An 18037-nucleotide genomic window follows, 5' to 3' on the forward strand; every position below is an offset into this window, starting at 1 on the left:
CATATATGTTGAAACATAGCCCTATTCAGCGCCGCAAATCGCGCCAAATCATGGTAGGCAATGTGCCTGTCGGTGGTGATGCACCGATTGCGGTGCAGAGCATGACGAATACCGAAACTACCGATGTGGCTGCTACGGTGGCGCAAATTCGTCAATTGGAAAATGTGGGTGCAGATATTGTTCGTGTCTCTGTGCCTTCCATGGACGCGGCGGAAGCATTTGGTCTGATTCGTCAGCAAGTCAAAGCGCCGTTGGTCGCAGATATTCATTTTGATTACAAAATCGCGCTGCGTGTTGCAGATCTTGGTGTCGATTGTTTGCGCATCAATCCAGGCAATATCGGTCGCGAAGATCGTGTGCGTGCGGTAGTTGAAAAAGCGCGCGAAAAAAATATCCCCATTCGCATCGGTGTAAATGCTGGATCATTAGAAAAAGATTTGCAGAAAAAATACGGCGAGCCCAATGCAGATGCTTTGGTAGAGTCTGCTTTTCGTCATGTTGATATTTTGTACAAAATGGACTTCCATGATTTCAAATTGAGTTTGAAAGCATCGGATGTGTTTTTAACGGTAGATGCCTATCGAAAAATCGCTTCGCAAATTGAGCAGCCTTTGCATTTAGGTATTACCGAGGCGGGTGCCTTGCGCTCCGGTACGGTGAAATCCTCCGTTGGCTTGGGTCTGTTGTTGATGGATGGTATTGGCGACACGATTCGTATTTCTCTCGCAGCTGACCCTGTAGAAGAAATAAAAGTCGGCTTTGATATTTTGAAAAGCCTGCATTTGCGTACTAAGGGCATCAATATCATCGCTTGCCCGAGTTGTTCGCGGCAAAACTTTGATGTTATCCAAACCGTGAATGCGCTGGAATCGCGTTTGGAAGACATCAATGATGCCTTGGATGTCGCCATTATCGGCTGCTATGTTAATGGTCCCGGTGAGGCAAAAGTGGCGCATATTGGTTTAACAGGAAGCTCGCCGAGCAACATGGTATTTGTGGATGGCAAACCTAGCGTCAAGCTGGAAAATAGCGAGTTGGTGGATTCGCTGGAAAAAATGATTCGCGAAAAAGTCGCGCAGCAAGCTGCTGTTATTGGCAGGGGCTAATCAATCAGAGTTTTTAGAGCAGGTTTTTATTCGTGAGCAAGATTCAATCTATTCGTGGCATGAATGACTTGCTGCCGCATGAGTCGCATGTGTGGCAATTTATCGAGTCAACAGTGGCTGATGTGTTGCATGGATACGGCTATCGTGAAATCCGTTTCCCTATTCTTGAACAGACGGCATTGTTTAAACGCGCTATCGGTGAAGTGACCGATATTGTCGAAAAAGAAATGTATACCTTTGAAGATCGCAATGGTGACAGTTTGACCCTGCGTCCTGAAGGTACTGCCAGTTGTGTGCGTGCTTGCGAGCAAAATGGTTTGCTGTACAACCAGACACAAAAGTTGTGGTACATGGGGCCTATGTTTCGCCACGAGCGCCCACAGAAAGGTCGCTTGCGTCAGTTTCATCAAATTGGCGTAGAAGCATTTGGTTTTGACGGTCCCGATATTGACGCAGAAATGTTGTTGCTAACAGCGCGTTTGTGGCGTGAGCTCGGGTTAGAAGATTTGGTTTCATTGCAGCTCAACTCATTGGGTTCGAATGCCGCGCGTGCGGCGTATCGTGCAGCGCTGGTGGCATATTTAGAAAATTATGTTGCTGAGTTGGATGTGGACAGTCAGCGTCGTTTGCACAGCAATCCATTGCGTATCCTCGACAGCAAAGATGAAAATACGCAGAAAATTTTATGCAACGCGCCACAAATGCAAAACTATTTGGACGATGCGTCGCGTCGTCATTTTGATGTGTTGTGCAATATATTAACGCGCGCTGGCGTAAAGTTTGAGCTTAATTCGCGCTTGGTGCGCGGTTTGGACTATTACAACGCAACGGTGTTTGAGTGGGTGACTAGCGCGCTCGGTGCGCAGGGGACGGTGTGTGCGGGCGGTCGCTATGACGGCTTGGTTGAGCAGTTAGGCGGCAAGCCGACACCGGCTTTTGGCTTTGCAATGGGCATGGAGCGATTGGCGCTGTTGCTGGAAGGAGCGAGCGAGATTCCTGCGGCATCGCCCGATGTTTTTATTGTGTTTTCAGAAGTTGCTTTAGCTGAGGCTCTGGTTTTGGCGGAGCAGTGTCGTGATGCCATGTCTCACGCTATTGTGGTATTGAATACGGGTGGGGGTAGCTTCAAAAATCAGTTCAAGCGCGCCGACCGCAGTGGAGCCAGTATTGCGTTGGTATTGGGCGAGGACGAGCTGGCCAAACAGGTGGTTGCCGTTAAGTTTTTGCGCGACGAGCGGGAACAGCAGGTAGTGCCTTTTGGTACACTGAGCGCCTTTTTACGCCAGCATTTATTGGCATAAGTGCTATCTATTCTATGATTTTTAAACGCTGAGAGGGCGTTATGGCTGATTATCGTACTGAAGAAGAGCAAATTGAATTGATAAAAAAATGGTGGCGCGAGAATGGTCGCTCCACGGTAGTGGGCGTTGGTGTGGCGGTAGTGGGATTTTTTGGTTGGACGCAGTACCAGGCCTATCAGAAAAAAAACATTGAGGCGGCATCTGATTTGTTTCAGCAAATGCTGACGGCAACGGAAGTTGCTGATAGCGCATCAAAAGTGACAGATTTAGCCGAACAGTTGCGCAAAGCCTATCCCAATACTGTGTATGCAACCTTTGCGGGTTTGCGTTTGGCGAAAGATGCTGTTGCGGCGAATAACTTGTCGGCAGCGGCAGATTTTTTGGCGTGGGTGCAGCAGCAAAAACCGGATGCTAGTTTGCAACCTTTAGTGAGTTTGCGCTTGGCGCAAGTGCAATATGCACAGAACGAAAGTGACAAAGCGCTGGCTACTTTAGGCGGCATTAAAGGCGGTGGCGTGTGGGATGGTGAGGTAGCTGAGTTGCGCGGGGATGTACTGGCTGCTCAAGGAAAAACAGAAGAAGCACGCGTGAGTTATCAATCGGCAAAACAAGCATTTGATGCTGCGGGTAATAAAGATCGCACAACAGCACTGGAAGTGAAGACCTCTAGCTTGGCATCGACTGTTGTAACGCAAGGCAAATCAGGTAAGTAGTTATGAATAAACAGACCGCGCAAACAGTATTGCAAGCATTTGTAAGAACAACAGCTGTTGTTTCTTTGGCGTTGTGGATGACAGCGTGCAGTCTGTTCGATGACTCCAATAAAAAAGATGAAACAGTAGCGCCGTTGAAAGAGTTGTCAGGCAGCTCGGTTTCTTTGGCGAAACAGTGGTCGCGCAGCGTGGGAAGCCAAGGTGATGAGGCGCTGTTGTTGTCGCTCACACCTGCGGTAAGTGGCGGAACAATTTATGCAGCGAATGCCAACGGAGGTGTGTTGGCAATGAGTCGTGCCAGCGGTGAAGTGCGCTGGAAGGTCGATCTGGATGCGGCCTTGGTTGGTGCAGTAGGCGCGGGTGCCGATATGGTTTTTGTCTCACCAGCAAGTGGCGGTGTTATTGCGCTAGATGCAGCCAGTGGTGAAGTGCGTTGGCGCGCACAAACCAGCAGCCAAGTGTTAGCGGCTGCCGCTACAGATGGTGATGTTGTGGTGGCGCAATCAACCGATGCGCAAGTGAAAGCATTTGATGCTGCAAGTGGTCGTGTGCGTTGGTCTTATAAATCATCACAGGCGGTGCTAACACTGCGTGGAAACAGCTCCCCTGTGATCCAATCTGGCTCGGTTTTTGTTGCATTTGATAACGGAAAAATTGCTGTGCTAAACGCGAGCACGGGTTTAATGCAGTGGGAGCGTCGTTTCATTGTGCACAATGGTCGCTCTGAATTGGAGCGAATCATTGATGTGCAAGCAAACCCAGTTTTGACATTAACCGATGTGATTGTTGCGTCTTATCAGGGTGTGATTGTCGATATTGCACAGGAAAGTGGCCAAATAAAATGGGAGCAAAAAGCTTCCGTTGTACACAGCATGGCAACAGCAGACGATGTAATTTATATCGTTGAGGGCGGCGATGTTGTGCGCGCACTTAGCATGACCACCGGCAATGAAATTTGGAAAGTGGAAGGCTTTGATAATCGCGGTTTGTCATCACCTGCCATTATTGGAGATTATCTTGCTGTGGCGGATAAGCGCGGTTACATCCATTTGCTAAAGCGTGCAGGTGGCACATATGCAGGCCGCTACAACATCGGTGGTGATGGTGTAAGAGCAAATTTGCAGAGCGATGGTGACACCTTGTATGCGTTGACTGTTAGCGGCAAGTTGTACGCACTTAGCCTTAAGCAGTAAGGGATTATTGTGCTGCCGGTTATTGCTCTCGTTGGTCGTCCTAATGTCGGTAAATCGACATTGTTTAATCGCATCACGCGCACACGCAATGCGATTGTGGCCAATTTTTCTGGGCTAACGCGCGACCGCCAATACGGCGAAGCCGCGTTTGAAGGGCATCGCTTTATTGTGGTGGATACCGGCGGCCTCGGTGAAGAAGAGCGCGGTATTGATGATGCGATGGCGCACCAATCACTGACAGCGATTGAAGAAGCTGATGTGGTTTTATTTTTGGTGGATTGTCGTGCGGGTTTGTCGGCTGGCGATGAATTAATTGCACGCCATCTGCGAGAAAATCACAAAAATACTTTTTGGTGGTGAATAAATCGGATGGCATGGACCCTGATATCGCCACCAGCGATTTTTTCTCTCTGGGGTTTCAGCAAGTGCATCCGATTGCGGCAACGCACGGTCGTGGTGTGCATCAATTATTGGAGGCGGTAGCGCAAACGCTGTTTCCAGCACCAGAGCAAACAGAAAGTGATGAAACTGCCGATGACGATCTGTGGGATGCAGAAAGCGAGCTGGATCAGGAAGAAGTAGATCAAGAAAATGAGCCGGAAACGCGCCGCATAAAAATCGCCATTGTCGGTAGACCGAATGTTGGGAAATCCACTTTGGTAAACCGCATGTTGGGTGAAGATCGCGTAGTGGTGTTTGATTTGCCAGGTACTACGCGTGACAGTATTTATATTGACTATCAACGCAACGAAGAAAATTTTACGCTGATTGATACGGCGGGTATTCGCAAGCGCAAAAATATTACGGAAGCGATAGAAAAGTTTTCTATCGTCAAAACACTGCAAGCGATTGAAGATGCGAATGTTGTGATTTTGTTGCTGGATGCGCAGGAAGGCATCGTCGAACAGGATTTGCATTTGCTCGGCCATGTGATTGAAAAAGGTCGCGCCTTGGTAGTGGCTATCAATAAATGGGACGGCCTCGACGAAGATCAGCGCAATGAAGTGAAGCGCGTGCTGGACAGACGCATGCAATTTACAAAATTTGCCACCACGCATTTCATTTCTGCACTGCACGGCAGCGGCGTGGGCAATTTGTATGATTCCATCAAGAAAGCCTACAAATCCGCCACGCAAAAATTGAGCACGCCTTTCTTAACGCGCATTCTGGAAGACGCCGTGTCCTCCCATCAGCCGCCGCTGGTGAACGGTCGCCGCATCAAGCTGCGCTATGCCCACGCCGGTGGGCAGAACCCGCCCATCATCATCATTCACGGCAACCAAGTGGATAAGGTGCCGGATCACTATCGCCGCTACCTCGAAAACATCTACCGCGAGGTGTTGCAGCTCGCCGGCACGCCGCTGCGCATCGAGTTTCGTGGCGGCGACAATCCCTACGAAGGCAGGCGCAACACCCTAACACCGCGCCAGTTGCAGAAGCGCAAGCGCATGGTGCAGCACTTCAAAAAGCGGGACAAATAGCCTCCCCCTGTGGTATAAAGCCCGCCCGCTCGAGCATGGGGCTGAAGCGGATCAACGACTCACACAGTTCGTCACATCAATCTGGGTGCCCTGCGGGGTAGATTGATGGGAGCTGTGGTGGCTTAACCCGAGAGGAAACTATGGCCAATATCAGCATGACAGACCTGCTGCAAGCAGGTGCGCACTTCGGACACCAGACGCGCTACTGGAACCCCAAGATGGGCAAATACATCTTCGGCGCGCGCAATAAAATTCACATCATCAACCTTGAGCATACCGTGCCAGCTTTCAACGAAGCATTGGCCTTGGTGCGCGATTTGTCTTCCAAGCGCAACAAAATTTTGTTCGTCGGCACTAAGCGTGCAGCGGCCAAAGTGGTTGCTGAACAAGCGGCGCGTGTAGGCATGCCGTATGTCAGCCATCGCTGGTTGGGCGGCATGTTGACCAACTACAAAACCATTCGCACTTCCATCAAGCGTTATCGCGAATTGGAAAAACAATCGCAAGACGGCACTTTCAATTTGCTGACTAAAAAAGAAGCATTGATGCGCACACGCGACATGGAAAAACTGGAGCGTGCGATCGGCGGTATCAAAGATATGGGCGGCTTGCCTGATGCGTTGTTTGTTATCGATGTGGATCACGAACGCATTGCAATCACTGAAGCTAATAAATTGGGCATTCCAGTGATCGGTATCGTGGATACCAACAGTGATCCATCGGGTGTGGATATTGTTATCCCTGCCAACGACGATGCTTTGCGCGCGGTCAAGTTGTATGTCACAGCGATGGCAGATGCTTGTGCAGAAGGCATTGCCAATGCAACTGGCGGCGTGGTCAACAAAGACGAGTTTGTTGAAGTAGACAGCGAGCAAGCTTGATTTAAAAAATCATTGCTAGTTTGAGAGAAAGGGGGCGTGTCCCCCTTTCTGGTTTTTGAAAAATTGATAAATACAGAGAGGAAAAAACCATGGCAGAGATTTCAGCATCCAGTGTAAAAGAGCTGCGTGAGCGCACCGGTCTTGGCATGATGGAATGTAAAAAGGCATTGGTAGAAGCCAATGGCGATATCGAAACCGCGATTGATAATTTGCGTAAATCCGGTCAGGCAAAAGCAGCGAAGAAAGCGGGCAATATTGCCGCAGATGGCGCGATTGTGATTGTTAGCAACGGCAAAACAGCGTTGGTGCTGGAAGTAAACAGCCAGACCGATTTTGTTGCCAAAGATGAAAACTTCACAGTGTTCGCTAACAAAGTGGCGGAAGCGGCTTTGGCGGCGCGTGAAACTGATGTAGAAAAATTGCAGCGTTAGATTTCGGTGGTCAGACTGTTGAAGAAGCGCGCGTGGCGCTCGTGCAAAAAATTGGTGAAAACATTCAAGTGCGTCGCGCTGAGTTGGTAGAAGGCGCGTTGCTGGCTTCTTATCGCCACGGCATCAAGATCGGTGTGGTGGTAGCGATGGAGGGTGGTAGCGAAGATTTGGCAAAAGACATTGCCATGCATATCGCCGCTGCGAAACCAGAAGCTATTTCGCCAGAAGAAGTGTCACCGGCGGTCATTGCAAAAGAACGCGAAATTGCGGCGGCGAAAGCAGCGGAGTCCGGCAAGCCAGCAAACATCGTTGAGAAAATGGTGGAAGGCGCTGTGAAAAAATACCTCGCTGAGGTGTCGCTGATCGAGCAAGCGTATGTCAAAGAGCCCGACATGAAGGTGGCGCAGTTGTTGGCAAAACACGGCGCTAAAGTCACGCGCTTCGTGCGTTTGGAAGTTGGCGAAGGCATTGAGAAAAAAGAAGTAGATTTTGCTGCAGAAGTGGCAGCGGCTGTCGCTGCTAAGTAATCAGCAGTTAGTGCGGAAAGCGGCGAAGTGGGGTGACCTGCTTCGCCGTTTTTGTTGGTGCTGCGGCTGAAATATCCACCTTCATGCACTAGAATGACCGCCACTTTTCTCTGATGGAATTGTCCTCATGACCACTGGCAAGGATAGGAAATACAAGCGCATCCTGCTCAAACTGAGTGGCGAGGAGTTGATGGGGCAAGAGGGCTTCGGCATTGACCCCAAAGTGCTCGACAAGATGGCGTTGGAGATCGGCCAGTTGGTTGGTATCGGCGTGCAAGTGGGCTTGGTGGTTGGTGGCGGCAATTTATTTCGCGGTGCCGCGTTGTCGGCAGCGGGCTTGGATCGCGTCACTGGCGACCACATGGGCATGCTGGCCACCGTAATGAATGGTTTGGCACTGCGCGATGCTTTGGAGCGTAGCAATATTCAGAGCCATGTTATGTCCGCCATTCCCATGAGTGGTGTGGTAGAGCATTACGACCGCCGTCGCGCGATTCGCTACCTAGAGCAAGGTGAAGTGGTGATTTTTGCAGCCGGTACCGGCAATCCGTTTTTCACCACCGATTCTGCGGCGTGTTTGCGCGGTATTGAAGTGAATGCCGAGTTGGTGCTTAAAGCTACCAAGGTGGATGGTGTTTATGATGCCGATCCCATGAAAAATCCTAATGCAAAAATGTATGAGCGTCTGACATACGATGAAGCCTTGGATAAAAAATTGGGCGTGATGGATTTGACGGCGATTTGCTTGTGCCGTGAACACAATATGCCCGTGCGTGTTTTCAGAATGTCGAAAGCGGGCGCGCTGCTCAATATCGTCGTCGGCGGCAATGAAGGCACGCTGATGGTTGAGAAAAACGAAGACTAATATCGATAGTGATTTAAAGAGAGTAGGCCAGCATGATTAATGACATCAAAAAAGAAGCCGAAGAGCGCATGAAGAAAAGCATTGAAGCGCTTTCACATGCACTGAACCGCATTCGCACCGGTCGTGCGCACCCCAGTATCCTTGAAGGCATCGTGGTGAATTACTACGGTGCGGATACACCTCTACAACAACTGGCCAATATCAATGTGGAAGATTCGCGCACGCTGTCGATTACGCCGTGGGAAAAAGCTGTGGTGCCGGCGATTGAAAAGGCAATCATGACTTCTGATCTGGGTTTGAATCCCAATACGGCAGGTGCGGTTATCCGCATTCCAATGCCTGCGTTGACCGAAGAGACGCGCAAAAACTTTATCAAGCACGCCAAAGCAGAGGCGGAAACGGCGCGTGTTTCGGTGCGCAATATTCGCCGCGATGCTAACACGCAACTGAAAGACCTGCTCAAAGAAAAAACCATCAGTGAAGATGATGATCGTCGTGCGCAGGATGAAGTGCAGAAAATTACTGACAAGTTTGTTGCTGAAATTGATAAAGCTTTTTCAGTCAAAGAAAAAGACTTGATGGAAATCTGAGGCGCAGCCTCGATTTTGTTGTCTTGATCGTGTCGTCTCCCGTGTCTGAAGTTGCTGCGTTACAACATGTCGCCCTGATTATGGACGGCAATAATCGTTGGGCAAAAAAACATGGTTTGCCCGGTGTGGCGGGTCATAAAAAAGGCGTGGAGCGTGTGCGTGATGTGTTGCGTGCCGCTAAAGATGCCAACATTCCCTATATCACTGTTTTTGCCTTTAGCTCTGAAAATTGGCAGCGCCCCGCGCCAGAAGTGGATGCCTTGATGGGGCTGTTCTCGCTGTATTTATCTAACGAAAAGAAAAAAATGAAAGAAGAAGGGGTGAGCTTGCGCGTCATTGGTGATCGTGCGCGCTTTTCACCTAAGTTGGCGAAGTTAATTGACGAAGCGGAGGTGTTTACCGCTGGCGGTGAGCGCGTATTGTCGATTGCAGCAGACTACGGCGGTCGCTGGGATATTGCCAATACGGCTAAAAAATTGGCAGAAGCTTGCGTGCGCGGTGATATTTTGCCCACGGATATTGATGAAGGTTTGGTGAGTCGCACAATGAGTCTGGGTGATTTGCCGCCCGTGGATTTGTTGATACGCACGGGCGGTGAAAAGCGTATCAGCAATTTTTTGTTGTGGCACGCAGCTTATGCTGAGTTATATTTTTCCGATTTATTTTGGCCTGATTTTGATGAAACGGCGATGCGTGCCGCTATAGCTGATTTTTACACGCGTCAGCGTCGCTTCGGTCTCTCCGGCGATCAGGTGGGTGCAGGTGCTTAAAACGCGCGTTATCACGGCCTGTTGTTTGTTGGCTGGTTTGGTGCTCGGTTTGCTGGCGCTGCCCTATGTTGGATTGGTTTTGTTTTTCTCGGCAATTTTTTGTTGGCAGCGGGTGAGTGGGCCAATATATCTGGCCTGACACAGCGCTGGCAGCAATATGCCTATGCTGGTTGTATGGCATGTGTGATGTACTTGTTGTTTATTTTTGGCGTACACCATGCGGGTGTTTTGTTAAATGCTTTATTGGTGCTGTCGTTGTTGGGTTGGTTATTTGTTTTGATAATGATCGGCAGGTATCCGGTTAAAAAAATATCAAACCATGTGTCGCTGTTGTTGCTATTGGGTTTTTGGTTGTTGATTCCCGCGTGGCTGGGCGTGTTGTTTTTGCAGCCGCTAGTCGCACACAGTGGTCTGTTGTGGTTGGTGATTGCTGTAATCGCTTTTGCTGATATTGGTGCGTATTTTTCTGGCCGTCGTTTTGGTCGACGGAAATTGGCAGTGCATGTCAGCCCGAATAAAACTTGGGAAGGGTTTTGGGGTGGCACTTTGGCGAATGCGGTATTCGCACTGGTGCTGGCGCTGGTTGTGCAATGCAATTTATTGCAAACGCTGGGGCTTATTGCGGCGATGGTATTGGTTTCTTGTGCTTCGGTGCTGGGTGATTTATTTGAAAGCATGATGAAACGCGAACGCGGCATTAAAGACAGTAGCAATTTATTGCCAGGACATGGCGGCGTATTGGATAGATTGGATGGTTGGACGGCAGCAGTGCCTGTGTTTACCGCGCTGTATTTGGTTTGGAGTGCTCTGCAGTGAAGTGCGTGCAGTCCGTTACGGTTTTGGGGTCGACAGGCTCCATCGGCGTGAGCACGCTGGATGTGATTGCGCGCCACCCAGATCGCTATTCTGTTTTTGCGTTGACCGCGCACAGTCGTGCTGATGTTTTATTAGCGCAGTGCAAAATCTTTGCGCCGCGTTACGCGGTAGTGGTGGATGCGGCACTGGCAGAGAAATTTGCAACAGAAATTCGCGCAGCAGGTTTAGCGACAGAAGTATTGTCTGGTGTGGCTGGCTTGGAAGCTGTCGCGGCACATGCGGATGTGGATACGGTGATGGCGGCGATTGTTGGCTTTGCAGGCCTTACACCAACATTAGCGGCGGTGAAAGCGAGCAAAAAAGTTTTATTGGCCAATAAAGAAGCGCTGGTGTGCGCGGGGCATCTGTTTACGCAGGCAGTTAAAGAAGCCGGCGCACAGTTGTTGCCTATCGACAGTGAACACAATGCCATTTTTCAGTGTTTGCCGTATGACAAAAGCATGGACGAAGCCGGTGTTAGTCGTTTGATTTTGACCGCATCCGGAGGACCGTTCCGCGAGTTTTCATTGGATGCCATGCGCACAGTGACGCCGCAGCAAGCCTGCGCACATCCGAATTGGAGCATGGGGCAAAAAATTTCTGTCGATTCCGCCACGATGATGAACAAAGGTTTGGAATTGATTGAGGCATGCCACTTGTTTGGTGTCGCGCAGGAGTGTGTGGATATCGTGGTGCATCCACAAAGCATCGTGCACTCGATGGTTGAATACCGTGACGGTTCTACGCTGGCGCAAATGGGTAACCCTGATATGCGCACACCCATCGCGTATGGTTTGGCGTGGCCAGAGCGTATTGATGCCGGTGTGCAGCGCTTGAGTTTTGCATCCGCTATGCGTCTTGATTTTTTACCACCGGATACCGTGCGCTTTCCTGCTCTGCGTTTGGCGCGAGAAGCGCTGAAGGCAAACGGCAGTGCGCCCGCAGTGTTGAATGCAGCAAATGAAATTGCAGTGGCGGCGTTCCTTGCGGGGCGTTTGCCATTTACAGGTATTGCGGCCGTGGTTGAGCGAGTGCTGACGGAATTGGCGGCGCAAGTTGCGCCGAGCGATATTTGCGCCCTACTAGAAGTGGACGAGCAGGCGAGAGTGGTTGCCGAGCGCGAGGTGAAGCGTCGTGGTTGAAACGGTGTTGCAGTCTCTGACAGGCTTTTTCTGGTCGGCGGGCGCGTTTGTTGTGGCGATTGCTGTCTTGGTTGCTGTACATGAGTTTGGGCATTTCTGGGTAGCGAGAAAGCTGGGCGTGAAAGTGCTGCGTTTCTCGATCGGTTTTGGCAAAACATTGTGGAGCCGAACCGATAGCTCAGGTTGTGAGTATGTGGTGGCAGCTATCCCACTGGGCGGCTATGTCAAAATGCTGGACGAGCGCGAAGCGCCTGTTGCGGAAGCTGAGCAGCATGCCAGTTTTAATCGTCAATCTGTGTGGAAGCGCTGCGCGATCGTCCTCGCAGGGCCTGTAGCCAACTTCGTGTTGGCTATCTGTTTGTTTTGGTGGATGTTTTTAGGCGAACAGCTGAGCTTGGTGCCGGTGGTTGGCGCAGTGACGCCGAATTCACCGGCAGCGTACGCAGGTCTGCAGGCGGGGCAGGAGATCGTCGCAGTAGATGACATCCCCACGCCAACACGCTCGAGTGTATTGGAAGCCTTGCTAATGCGCATTGGCGACACGGGTGATTTGGCGATTACGGTGCGCTATCCCAATAACACAACCTCTTATGAGCTCTTGGTGGGTGTGCAGGCTTGGTTGTCTGATACGGATATGCCGGATCCGCTTGCAAGCTTAGGCATGGCGTTTTACCTACCGCCGTTTGTGCAGGTGCGCGAGGTTATGCTGCAGAGTCGAGCGGAAAAAGCGGGCTTGCAGGCTGGCGATATCATTGAAAAGCTGGATGGTAAGCCAGTAGACAGTGTGGAAAGCTGGCTGAAAGTTGTGCGCAGCAAGCCTGAACAAGCTTTGGTATTGGGGGTGCGGCGGCAGGGCGTATGGCAGGAAATAGCCATCACGCCGGCTCAAGTGAGTGATCCCCAAGGCAAGCCTATCGGGCAGATTGGCGCGCAGATCGGCACCCCGCCCTTGGGTAAGCAGTACACCCGCGTTGTTAGCAATTCGCTTTGGCAAGCGCTGCAACAGGGCATCCGAGAAACGGCGAGCCAATCCCAGTTATTGCTGGTCACGCTGCAGAAATTGATAGTCGGCAACTTGTCACCAAAAAACTTGAGCGGTCCCCTTGGCATTGCTAAAGTGGCCGGCGATTCTGCCGAGCATGGTCTGGCGGTGTTTTGCCGCATGCTGGCCATTCTCAGTATCAATTTGGGCGTAGTGAATTTGCTGCCTATTCCAGTGCTGGATGGTGGTTTGTTGCTGATCTATCTGATCGAGGCTGCCAAGGGAAGCCCAGTGTCTGAACGCATCCAGCAGCTAGGCAGCCAACTTGGGATGACGCTGATTGTCGGCTTGATGTTGTTCGCAATTTACAATGATTTGCTCAGGTTGTGATGTGGGCAAATTGCTATATCGATTAAGCGTGAACTGGCTTTTTGTTAGTTCACACAGGGGATTTTGAGTGATTGATGTAATGAAAAAGCTAGTCTTTTTTGCAGGTTTGTTGCTGGTGTTAGTTGCGCCTGCTTCATACGCTGCGGACATATTCAGGGTGGCTGATATTCGCATTGAAGGGTTGCAGCGCGTTTCGTCGGGTTCGGTGTTTGCTGCTTTGCCCGTGAATACCGGCGATGAAATTGATGCTAGCCAATTGCAAGATTTGACCCGTTCTTTGTTTCGCACAGGTTATTTCGACGATATTCAAATCAATCGTGATCACGATGTGTTGGTTATTAAGGTAGTGGAGCGACCAACGGTTGCGGAAGTTAATATTTCAGGCAACAAAGTAATTAAATCGGAAGATTTGACAGATGCACTAAAAAAAGCAGGTCTGTCCGAAGGACAAATCTATAAACCATCTACACTGGAAGCGATGGGTTCAGAGTTGGAAAGGCAATATGTTGCACAGGGGCGTTACGGTGCAAAAGTAAAGACGGAAGTGCGAGATTTGCCACGCAATCGCGTGGGAATTTCTATTGGTATTGATGAGGGTGAAGTCGCCAGAATTAAAGCAATCAACATTGTTGGCAACACTGTGTTTCCAACAGAAGATCTGCTGAATTTGCTCCAATCGGAAACTTCTAACTGGTTGTCATGGGCGACTAGCAATGACAAATATGCGCGTGAAAAAATGGAAGGCGATTTGGAGCGTTTGCGTTCTTATTATATGGATCGCGGTTACTTGCGCTTTGAAATTGAGTCGACGCAGGTGTCGTTGTCAGATGACAAAGAGGCCATTTTTATTACGGTAAACATACACGAGGGTGAGGTGTATACCGTGAGTGATATTGAATTTGCTGGGCAGTTAATCATTCCTGAAGATGAAATGCGCGGGTTGGTAACACTGAAACAGGGCGCTGTATTTTCGCAGATCAATCTCACCAACTCGCAATCTGCAATCAGTAAACGCTTAGGTAATGAAGGTTACACCTACGCAGAAGTGAAACCCGTGCCGGAGCGCAACGAAGCAGACAAAACTGTCAAAATCACATTTTCTGTGTTGCCACATCATCGCGCTTATGTGAATCGCATTAACTTTAAAGGTAACACCAAGACGGCGGATGAGGTGTTGCGTCGTGAAATGCGCCAAATGGAGTCCGCGACGGCGGATTCTTCAAAGATTGAACAATCTAAAACGCGGTTAGAACGTTTGGGTTATTTTAAGACTGTTGATGTGAAGACAACCGATGTGCCGGGTACTGGCGACCAAATTGATGTGGAATACACGGTAGAAGAACAGCCGTCAGGCAGTATCGGTGCCAGTGTAGGCTTTGCACAAGGTTCCGGTTTGATTTTGGGCGGTAGTATTCAGCAAGATAATTTTATGGGTACGGGCAAGCAGGTGGGTGTGAACATCAGCACCAGCTCATACATGGATCAAATAAGTTTTAGTTACAGTGACCCTTATTACACGGTGGACGGCGTGAGCCGTGGCTTTAACTTGTATTACACAGCTAGAGATCTTTCTAACTATAACGTGTCAGATTATTCCGTAGACAGTTATGGTTTAGACATGAACTTTGGCTATCCAATTTCTGAAATTGAGCGTCTGCAGTTCGGCATTGGTTACGCGCACAACAGCATCAAAGTGGGATCGGCGCCTGCGCAAGAAATTTCTGGCACGCCATTGTTGCCAGATCCCAGCATTCCTTATGTTGATCAAGCCTGTTTAGCAAATCCTGCTAGCTGTATTACACAGTTTCCAGCCGATGGAACCTACACCAGTATGACGGCTGGCCCTGCTTACAAAGGCTTTCTGGATCGTCATGGCACCAGCTTCGACGATATAAAACTGACGGCAAGCTGGAGTCAATCTACTTTGAACAAAGCTAAACTGCCCACCAGTGGTTTCTCGCAAAGTATTGCTTTTGAAGGCACGGCGCCGTTTGTAAGTGATTTGGAATATTTCAAAGCTGTTTATCGCGGCCAAGTCTTCAAGCCGATCAATGATAAATACACGCTGCGTTTTCGTGGTCGTTTTGGATATGGTATGGGTTATGGCGGTACAGATGAGCTGCCATTTTTTGAAAACTTCTATGGTGGTGGCTTCGGTTCAGTGCGTGGTTTTAAACGCAATACATTAGGGCCACGCGGTACGCCAGCTCGCGCCTTCCAGTACACCGCATTGCCTAATGGCCAACTTGCTTATGTTTCTGTATTGACCGCAAGTGGGGATAAATTGGTAGAAACAAATGCTTTGGATGGGGATGATGATCCTATCGGTGGCAATGTGGTGATGGATGGCAGTATTGATTTGATCGTGCCAACGCCGTTTGTAAAAGATCAAACCTCTATGCAAACATCCGTGTTTCTCGATATGGGTAATGTTTACGACACGGATTGCAGTGATGCAGTTCCAACAGTTCTTAACGGTAGAATTGTGCAAGGCAAAGGGGAAAAACAAATTAATTGTGACAGTTTTAGCTTTAGTCCCGCGGATATGCGGTATTCAACTGGGGTCAGTCTGACATGGATTACTAGCTTTGGGCCATTGATGTTCAGTATTGCTAAGCCGCTGAATGCGGGTAGTGATGATGAGTCAGAGGTATTCCAGTTTTCTATGGGACAGAACTTCTAAAGCAATTAACATTTTTTTGATGGCGGCAGGTGTAGTATTTGTCGCTCAGGTTTAATCAATGCAAGGTGGAGTTTTTACTGTGAATAAAGCAATCAAAGTAATGGCGGCTGTTGTCGCGCTGGTGTTGGCTCCAATCGCCGTAGCAGAAGGCGGCAAGGTGGCAGTGTTGGATGTACAAGAAGCCATTCTGAGCACCAATATGGCCAAATCTGAAATGAAAGCGTTTGAAGCACGCTCTGATATTGCCAAGATGATTGCTGATGCAGAAAAATTGAAAAAAGACATTACCAGTTTGCGTTCTGCCATTGAGGGTGGTGGCGCTGGTGCACAGGACAAACAAAAAACCATGGAATTTAAGCAGGCTGATTTCGAGCTGATTGTGCGTAAGCTGAACGCAGAGCGCCAAGTAGCAGGCAAACGTTTGATGGATAATATCGGACCTCGCTTGGAAAGCGCTGTTAAAAGCATTGTTGAATCAGAAGGTATTGGTTTGTTGATGGATAGAAAGGCTGTGATTCATGCTGATGCAACTTTTGATATCACCGCAAAAGTGACTGCCAAATTGAACACATCTTCTACCAGCAAACAATAAAAATGCGAAAGAGCTATACGCTCGCTGAAATTGCTGAGCGTTTCTCCTTGAGACTTTCAGGGAGTGTTGCTGGTGATTGCCATATACATGGCATTGCAACTTTGGTGGGGGCAGATGCCAACACAATAAGTTTTTTTTCCAATGTGACCTATCGCAAGCAGTTACGACAAACAAAAGCTGCCGCGGTAATTCTCAAAGCGGAAGCTGTGGCGGATTGCCCCGTCCCTTGTTTGGTTTCCGAAAATCCCTATTTGGATTACGCCAAGATTTCAGCGCTTTTTGCTGAGTCGACAGCGTGTGTGGCAGGAGTTCATGCAACAGCAGTAATTGATCCCTCGGCACGCATTGCAGCTACCGCATCGATTGGCGCGCACTGTGTGCTTGCTGCTGATGTGGTGATTGGTGAAGGTGCTACATTAGGCGCAGGATGCTCGGTAGGTAGGGCTAGTGTTATTGGCGCGCGCAGTTTTTTACATACGCGAGTTACCGTTTATCACGGCGTTAAAATTGGCTCAGATGCCGTGATTCATAGTGGCGCGGTTATTGGTGCTGATGGGTTTGGTTTTGCCCCTAATTTTGCAGCAGGTGACGCAGTTGGTTGGCAGAAAATTCATCAACTGGGCGGAGTGTTAATTGGCGATCGTGTAGAGATTGGCGCTAATACTTGTATTGATCGCGGCGCATTGGAAGACACGATTATCGAAGATGGTGTGATTATCGATAATTTGGTGCAAATTGCGCACAATGTAAAAATTGGCAAGTACACCGCAATTGCTGCGTGTACAGGTATTGCGGGTAGCACAGAAATTGGACAGCATTGCACGATTGCCGGTGCGGTAGGGATTGTCGGTCACCTGCGTATTGCAGATGGCGTGCATATCACCGCCAAGAGTTTGGTGACAGGTTCGATCAGTGAGCCGGGTTCGTATTCGTCTGGTACGGCATTGACAAAAACAGCGGCGTGGCGCAAAAGTGCCGTGCGATTTTTGCAATTAGAATCGCTTTTTCAGCGTATACGGACATTGGAAAGGCATCAAGATCATTCATAGTGATTGCAATATACAAAAGCTACGGTTTATAAAAAAGGTAAAAGTATGTTAATGGATGTAAAAGAAATTCGTGAATATTTGCCACATCGGTATCCATTTTTGTTGGTGGATCGCGTGGTGGAATTGAAAGAAGGTGAATCAATCGTTGCTTTCAAAAACATAACTATCAACGAAGCAATTTTTAATGGTCACTTTCCAGATATCCCTGTTTTTCCTGGCGTATTGATCATCGAGGCGATGGCGCAAGCGGCAGGTATTCTCGGCTTTAAAACCATGAATAAAAAGCCGCAAGATGGCTCTATTTACTATTTTGTTGGTGCCGATGATGTGCGTTTCAAACGCCCTGTGGTGCCTGGCGATAGATTGCATTTGGAAGCCCGTATCATTTCTGAGAAGCGCGGCATTTGGAAGTTTGCTTGTCGCGCGTTGGTCGATGGTGAATTGGCCAGCGAAGGCACTATTTTGTGCGCTGATCGAAAAGTGTGA

At 49.3% G+C, this 18037-nt stretch carries 17 protein-coding genes and 1 pseudogene; all 18 read left to right on the plus strand.

Features of this window, described 5'->3' with window-relative positions; translation table 11 throughout:
* The first annotated feature begins 5 nt into the window (after positions 1–5).
* The 18 genes and pseudogenes from ispG to fabZ all read left to right on the plus strand — a co-directional run bounded on the left by ispG (position 6) and on the right by fabZ (position 18037).
* Positions 6–1106 carry a flavodoxin-dependent (E)-4-hydroxy-3-methylbut-2-enyl-diphosphate synthase gene (gene ispG, locus IPK30_08905; GenBank protein MBK8103386.1) on the plus strand — a complete coding sequence of 367 codons (1101 nt, stop codon included), beginning with the start codon at positions 6–8 and terminating at the stop codon, positions 1104–1106.
* Between the two features lie 32 nt (positions 1107–1138).
* The gene (gene hisS / locus IPK30_08910; GenBank protein MBK8103387.1) at positions 1139–2407 is read left to right on the plus strand and encodes a histidine--tRNA ligase; all 1269 of its coding nucleotides are present in this window, start codon (positions 1139–1141) and stop codon (positions 2405–2407) included.
* 41 nt (positions 2408–2448) lie between these two features.
* Positions 2449–3120: a tetratricopeptide repeat protein gene (locus IPK30_08915; protein ID MBK8103388.1), complete on the plus strand. Its 672-nt coding sequence runs from the start codon at positions 2449–2451 to the stop codon at positions 3118–3120.
* Positions 3121–3122: 2 nt separating this feature from the next.
* Entirely contained in the window at positions 3123–4313 is a 1191-nt protein-coding gene (gene bamB / locus IPK30_08920) for an outer membrane protein assembly factor BamB (protein ID MBK8103389.1), read from the plus strand.
* A gap of 9 nt (positions 4314–4322) precedes the next feature.
* Positions 4323–4673: a 50S ribosome-binding GTPase gene (locus IPK30_08925; GenBank protein ID MBK8103390.1), complete on the plus strand. Its 351-nt coding sequence runs from the start codon at positions 4323–4325 to the stop codon at positions 4671–4673.
* Positions 4670–5794, plus strand: a complete 1125-nt coding sequence (der, locus tag IPK30_08930; protein ID MBK8103391.1) for a ribosome biogenesis GTPase Der — start codon at positions 4670–4672, stop codon at positions 5792–5794. The genes IPK30_08925 and der overlap by 4 nt, the downstream gene beginning before the upstream one ends.
* A gap of 140 nt (positions 5795–5934) precedes the next feature.
* Complete coding sequence (gene rpsB / locus IPK30_08935) at positions 5935–6675, plus strand: 30S ribosomal protein S2 (protein MBK8103392.1); 741 nt, start codon at positions 5935–5937, stop codon at positions 6673–6675.
* An 89-nt stretch (positions 6676–6764) separates the two neighbouring features.
* A pseudogene (locus IPK30_08940) lies at positions 6765–7633 on the plus strand (elongation factor Ts).
* A 127-nt stretch (positions 7634–7760) separates the two neighbouring features.
* Positions 7761–8498, plus strand: a complete 738-nt coding sequence (pyrH, locus tag IPK30_08945) for a UMP kinase (GenBank protein MBK8103393.1) — start codon at positions 7761–7763, stop codon at positions 8496–8498.
* A 32-nt stretch (positions 8499–8530) separates the two neighbouring features.
* Positions 8531–9088, plus strand: coding sequence for a ribosome recycling factor (gene frr / locus IPK30_08950; protein MBK8103394.1), 558 nt, complete (start codon positions 8531–8533; stop codon positions 9086–9088).
* A 41-nt stretch (positions 9089–9129) separates the two neighbouring features.
* Positions 9130–9858, plus strand: a complete 729-nt coding sequence (gene uppS, locus IPK30_08955) for a di-trans,poly-cis-decaprenylcistransferase (GenBank protein MBK8103395.1) — start codon at positions 9130–9132, stop codon at positions 9856–9858.
* Positions 9859–9879: 21 nt separating this feature from the next.
* Positions 9880–10674 carry a phosphatidate cytidylyltransferase gene (locus IPK30_08960; protein ID MBK8103396.1) on the plus strand — a complete coding sequence of 265 codons (795 nt, stop codon included), beginning with the start codon at positions 9880–9882 and terminating at the stop codon, positions 10672–10674.
* On the plus strand, positions 10671–11855 hold the full coding sequence (locus tag IPK30_08965) for a 1-deoxy-D-xylulose-5-phosphate reductoisomerase (protein ID MBK8103397.1): 1185 nt from the start codon (positions 10671–10673) through the stop codon (positions 11853–11855). The genes IPK30_08960 and IPK30_08965 overlap by 4 nt, the downstream gene beginning before the upstream one ends.
* Positions 11848–13227 carry an RIP metalloprotease RseP gene (rseP, locus tag IPK30_08970; protein ID MBK8103398.1) on the plus strand — a complete coding sequence of 460 codons (1380 nt, stop codon included), beginning with the start codon at positions 11848–11850 and terminating at the stop codon, positions 13225–13227. Before IPK30_08965 ends, rseP begins: the two co-directional genes overlap by 8 nt.
* A gap of 79 nt (positions 13228–13306) precedes the next feature.
* Positions 13307–15910: an outer membrane protein assembly factor BamA gene (bamA, locus tag IPK30_08975; protein MBK8103399.1), complete on the plus strand. Its 2604-nt coding sequence runs from the start codon at positions 13307–13309 to the stop codon at positions 15908–15910.
* 79 nt (positions 15911–15989) lie between these two features.
* Positions 15990–16502, plus strand: coding sequence for an OmpH family outer membrane protein (locus IPK30_08980; protein MBK8103400.1), 513 nt, complete (start codon positions 15990–15992; stop codon positions 16500–16502).
* A gap of 2 nt (positions 16503–16504) precedes the next feature.
* Complete coding sequence (gene lpxD, locus IPK30_08985; protein ID MBK8103401.1) at positions 16505–17551, plus strand: UDP-3-O-(3-hydroxymyristoyl)glucosamine N-acyltransferase; 1047 nt, start codon at positions 16505–16507, stop codon at positions 17549–17551.
* Positions 17552–17596: 45 nt separating this feature from the next.
* On the plus strand, positions 17597–18037 hold the full coding sequence (fabZ, locus tag IPK30_08990) for a 3-hydroxyacyl-ACP dehydratase FabZ (GenBank protein MBK8103402.1): 441 nt from the start codon (positions 17597–17599) through the stop codon (positions 18035–18037).

The sequence above is a fragment of the Cellvibrionales bacterium genome (assembly GCA_016713115.1).
Lineage (GTDB): Bacteria > Pseudomonadota > Gammaproteobacteria > Pseudomonadales > UBA7239 > UBA7239.

Bases quoted from the DNA above. Each gene is read 5' to 3' on its own strand.
- ispG (MBK8103386.1), top strand. From the start codon at position 6: ATGTTGAAACATAGCCCTATTCAGCGCCGCAAATCGCGCCAAATCATG.
- IPK30_08915 (MBK8103388.1), top strand. From the start codon at position 2,449: ATGGCTGATTATCGTACTGAAGAAGAGCAAATTGAATTGATAAAAAAA.
- bamB (MBK8103389.1), top strand. From the start codon at position 3,123: ATGAATAAACAGACCGCGCAAACAGTATTGCAAGCATTTGTAAGAACA.
- rpsB (MBK8103392.1), top strand. From the start codon at position 5,935: ATGGCCAATATCAGCATGACAGACCTGCTGCAAGCAGGTGCGCACTTC.
- pyrH (MBK8103393.1), top strand. From the start codon at position 7,761: ATGACCACTGGCAAGGATAGGAAATACAAGCGCATCCTGCTCAAACTG.
- frr (MBK8103394.1), top strand. From the start codon at position 8,531: ATGATTAATGACATCAAAAAAGAAGCCGAAGAGCGCATGAAGAAAAGC.
- bamA (MBK8103399.1), top strand. From the start codon at position 13,307: ATGAAAAAGCTAGTCTTTTTTGCAGGTTTGTTGCTGGTGTTAGTTGCG.
- lpxD (MBK8103401.1), top strand. From the start codon at position 16,505: ATGCGAAAGAGCTATACGCTCGCTGAAATTGCTGAGCGTTTCTCCTTG.
- fabZ (MBK8103402.1), top strand. From the start codon at position 17,597: ATGTTAATGGATGTAAAAGAAATTCGTGAATATTTGCCACATCGGTAT.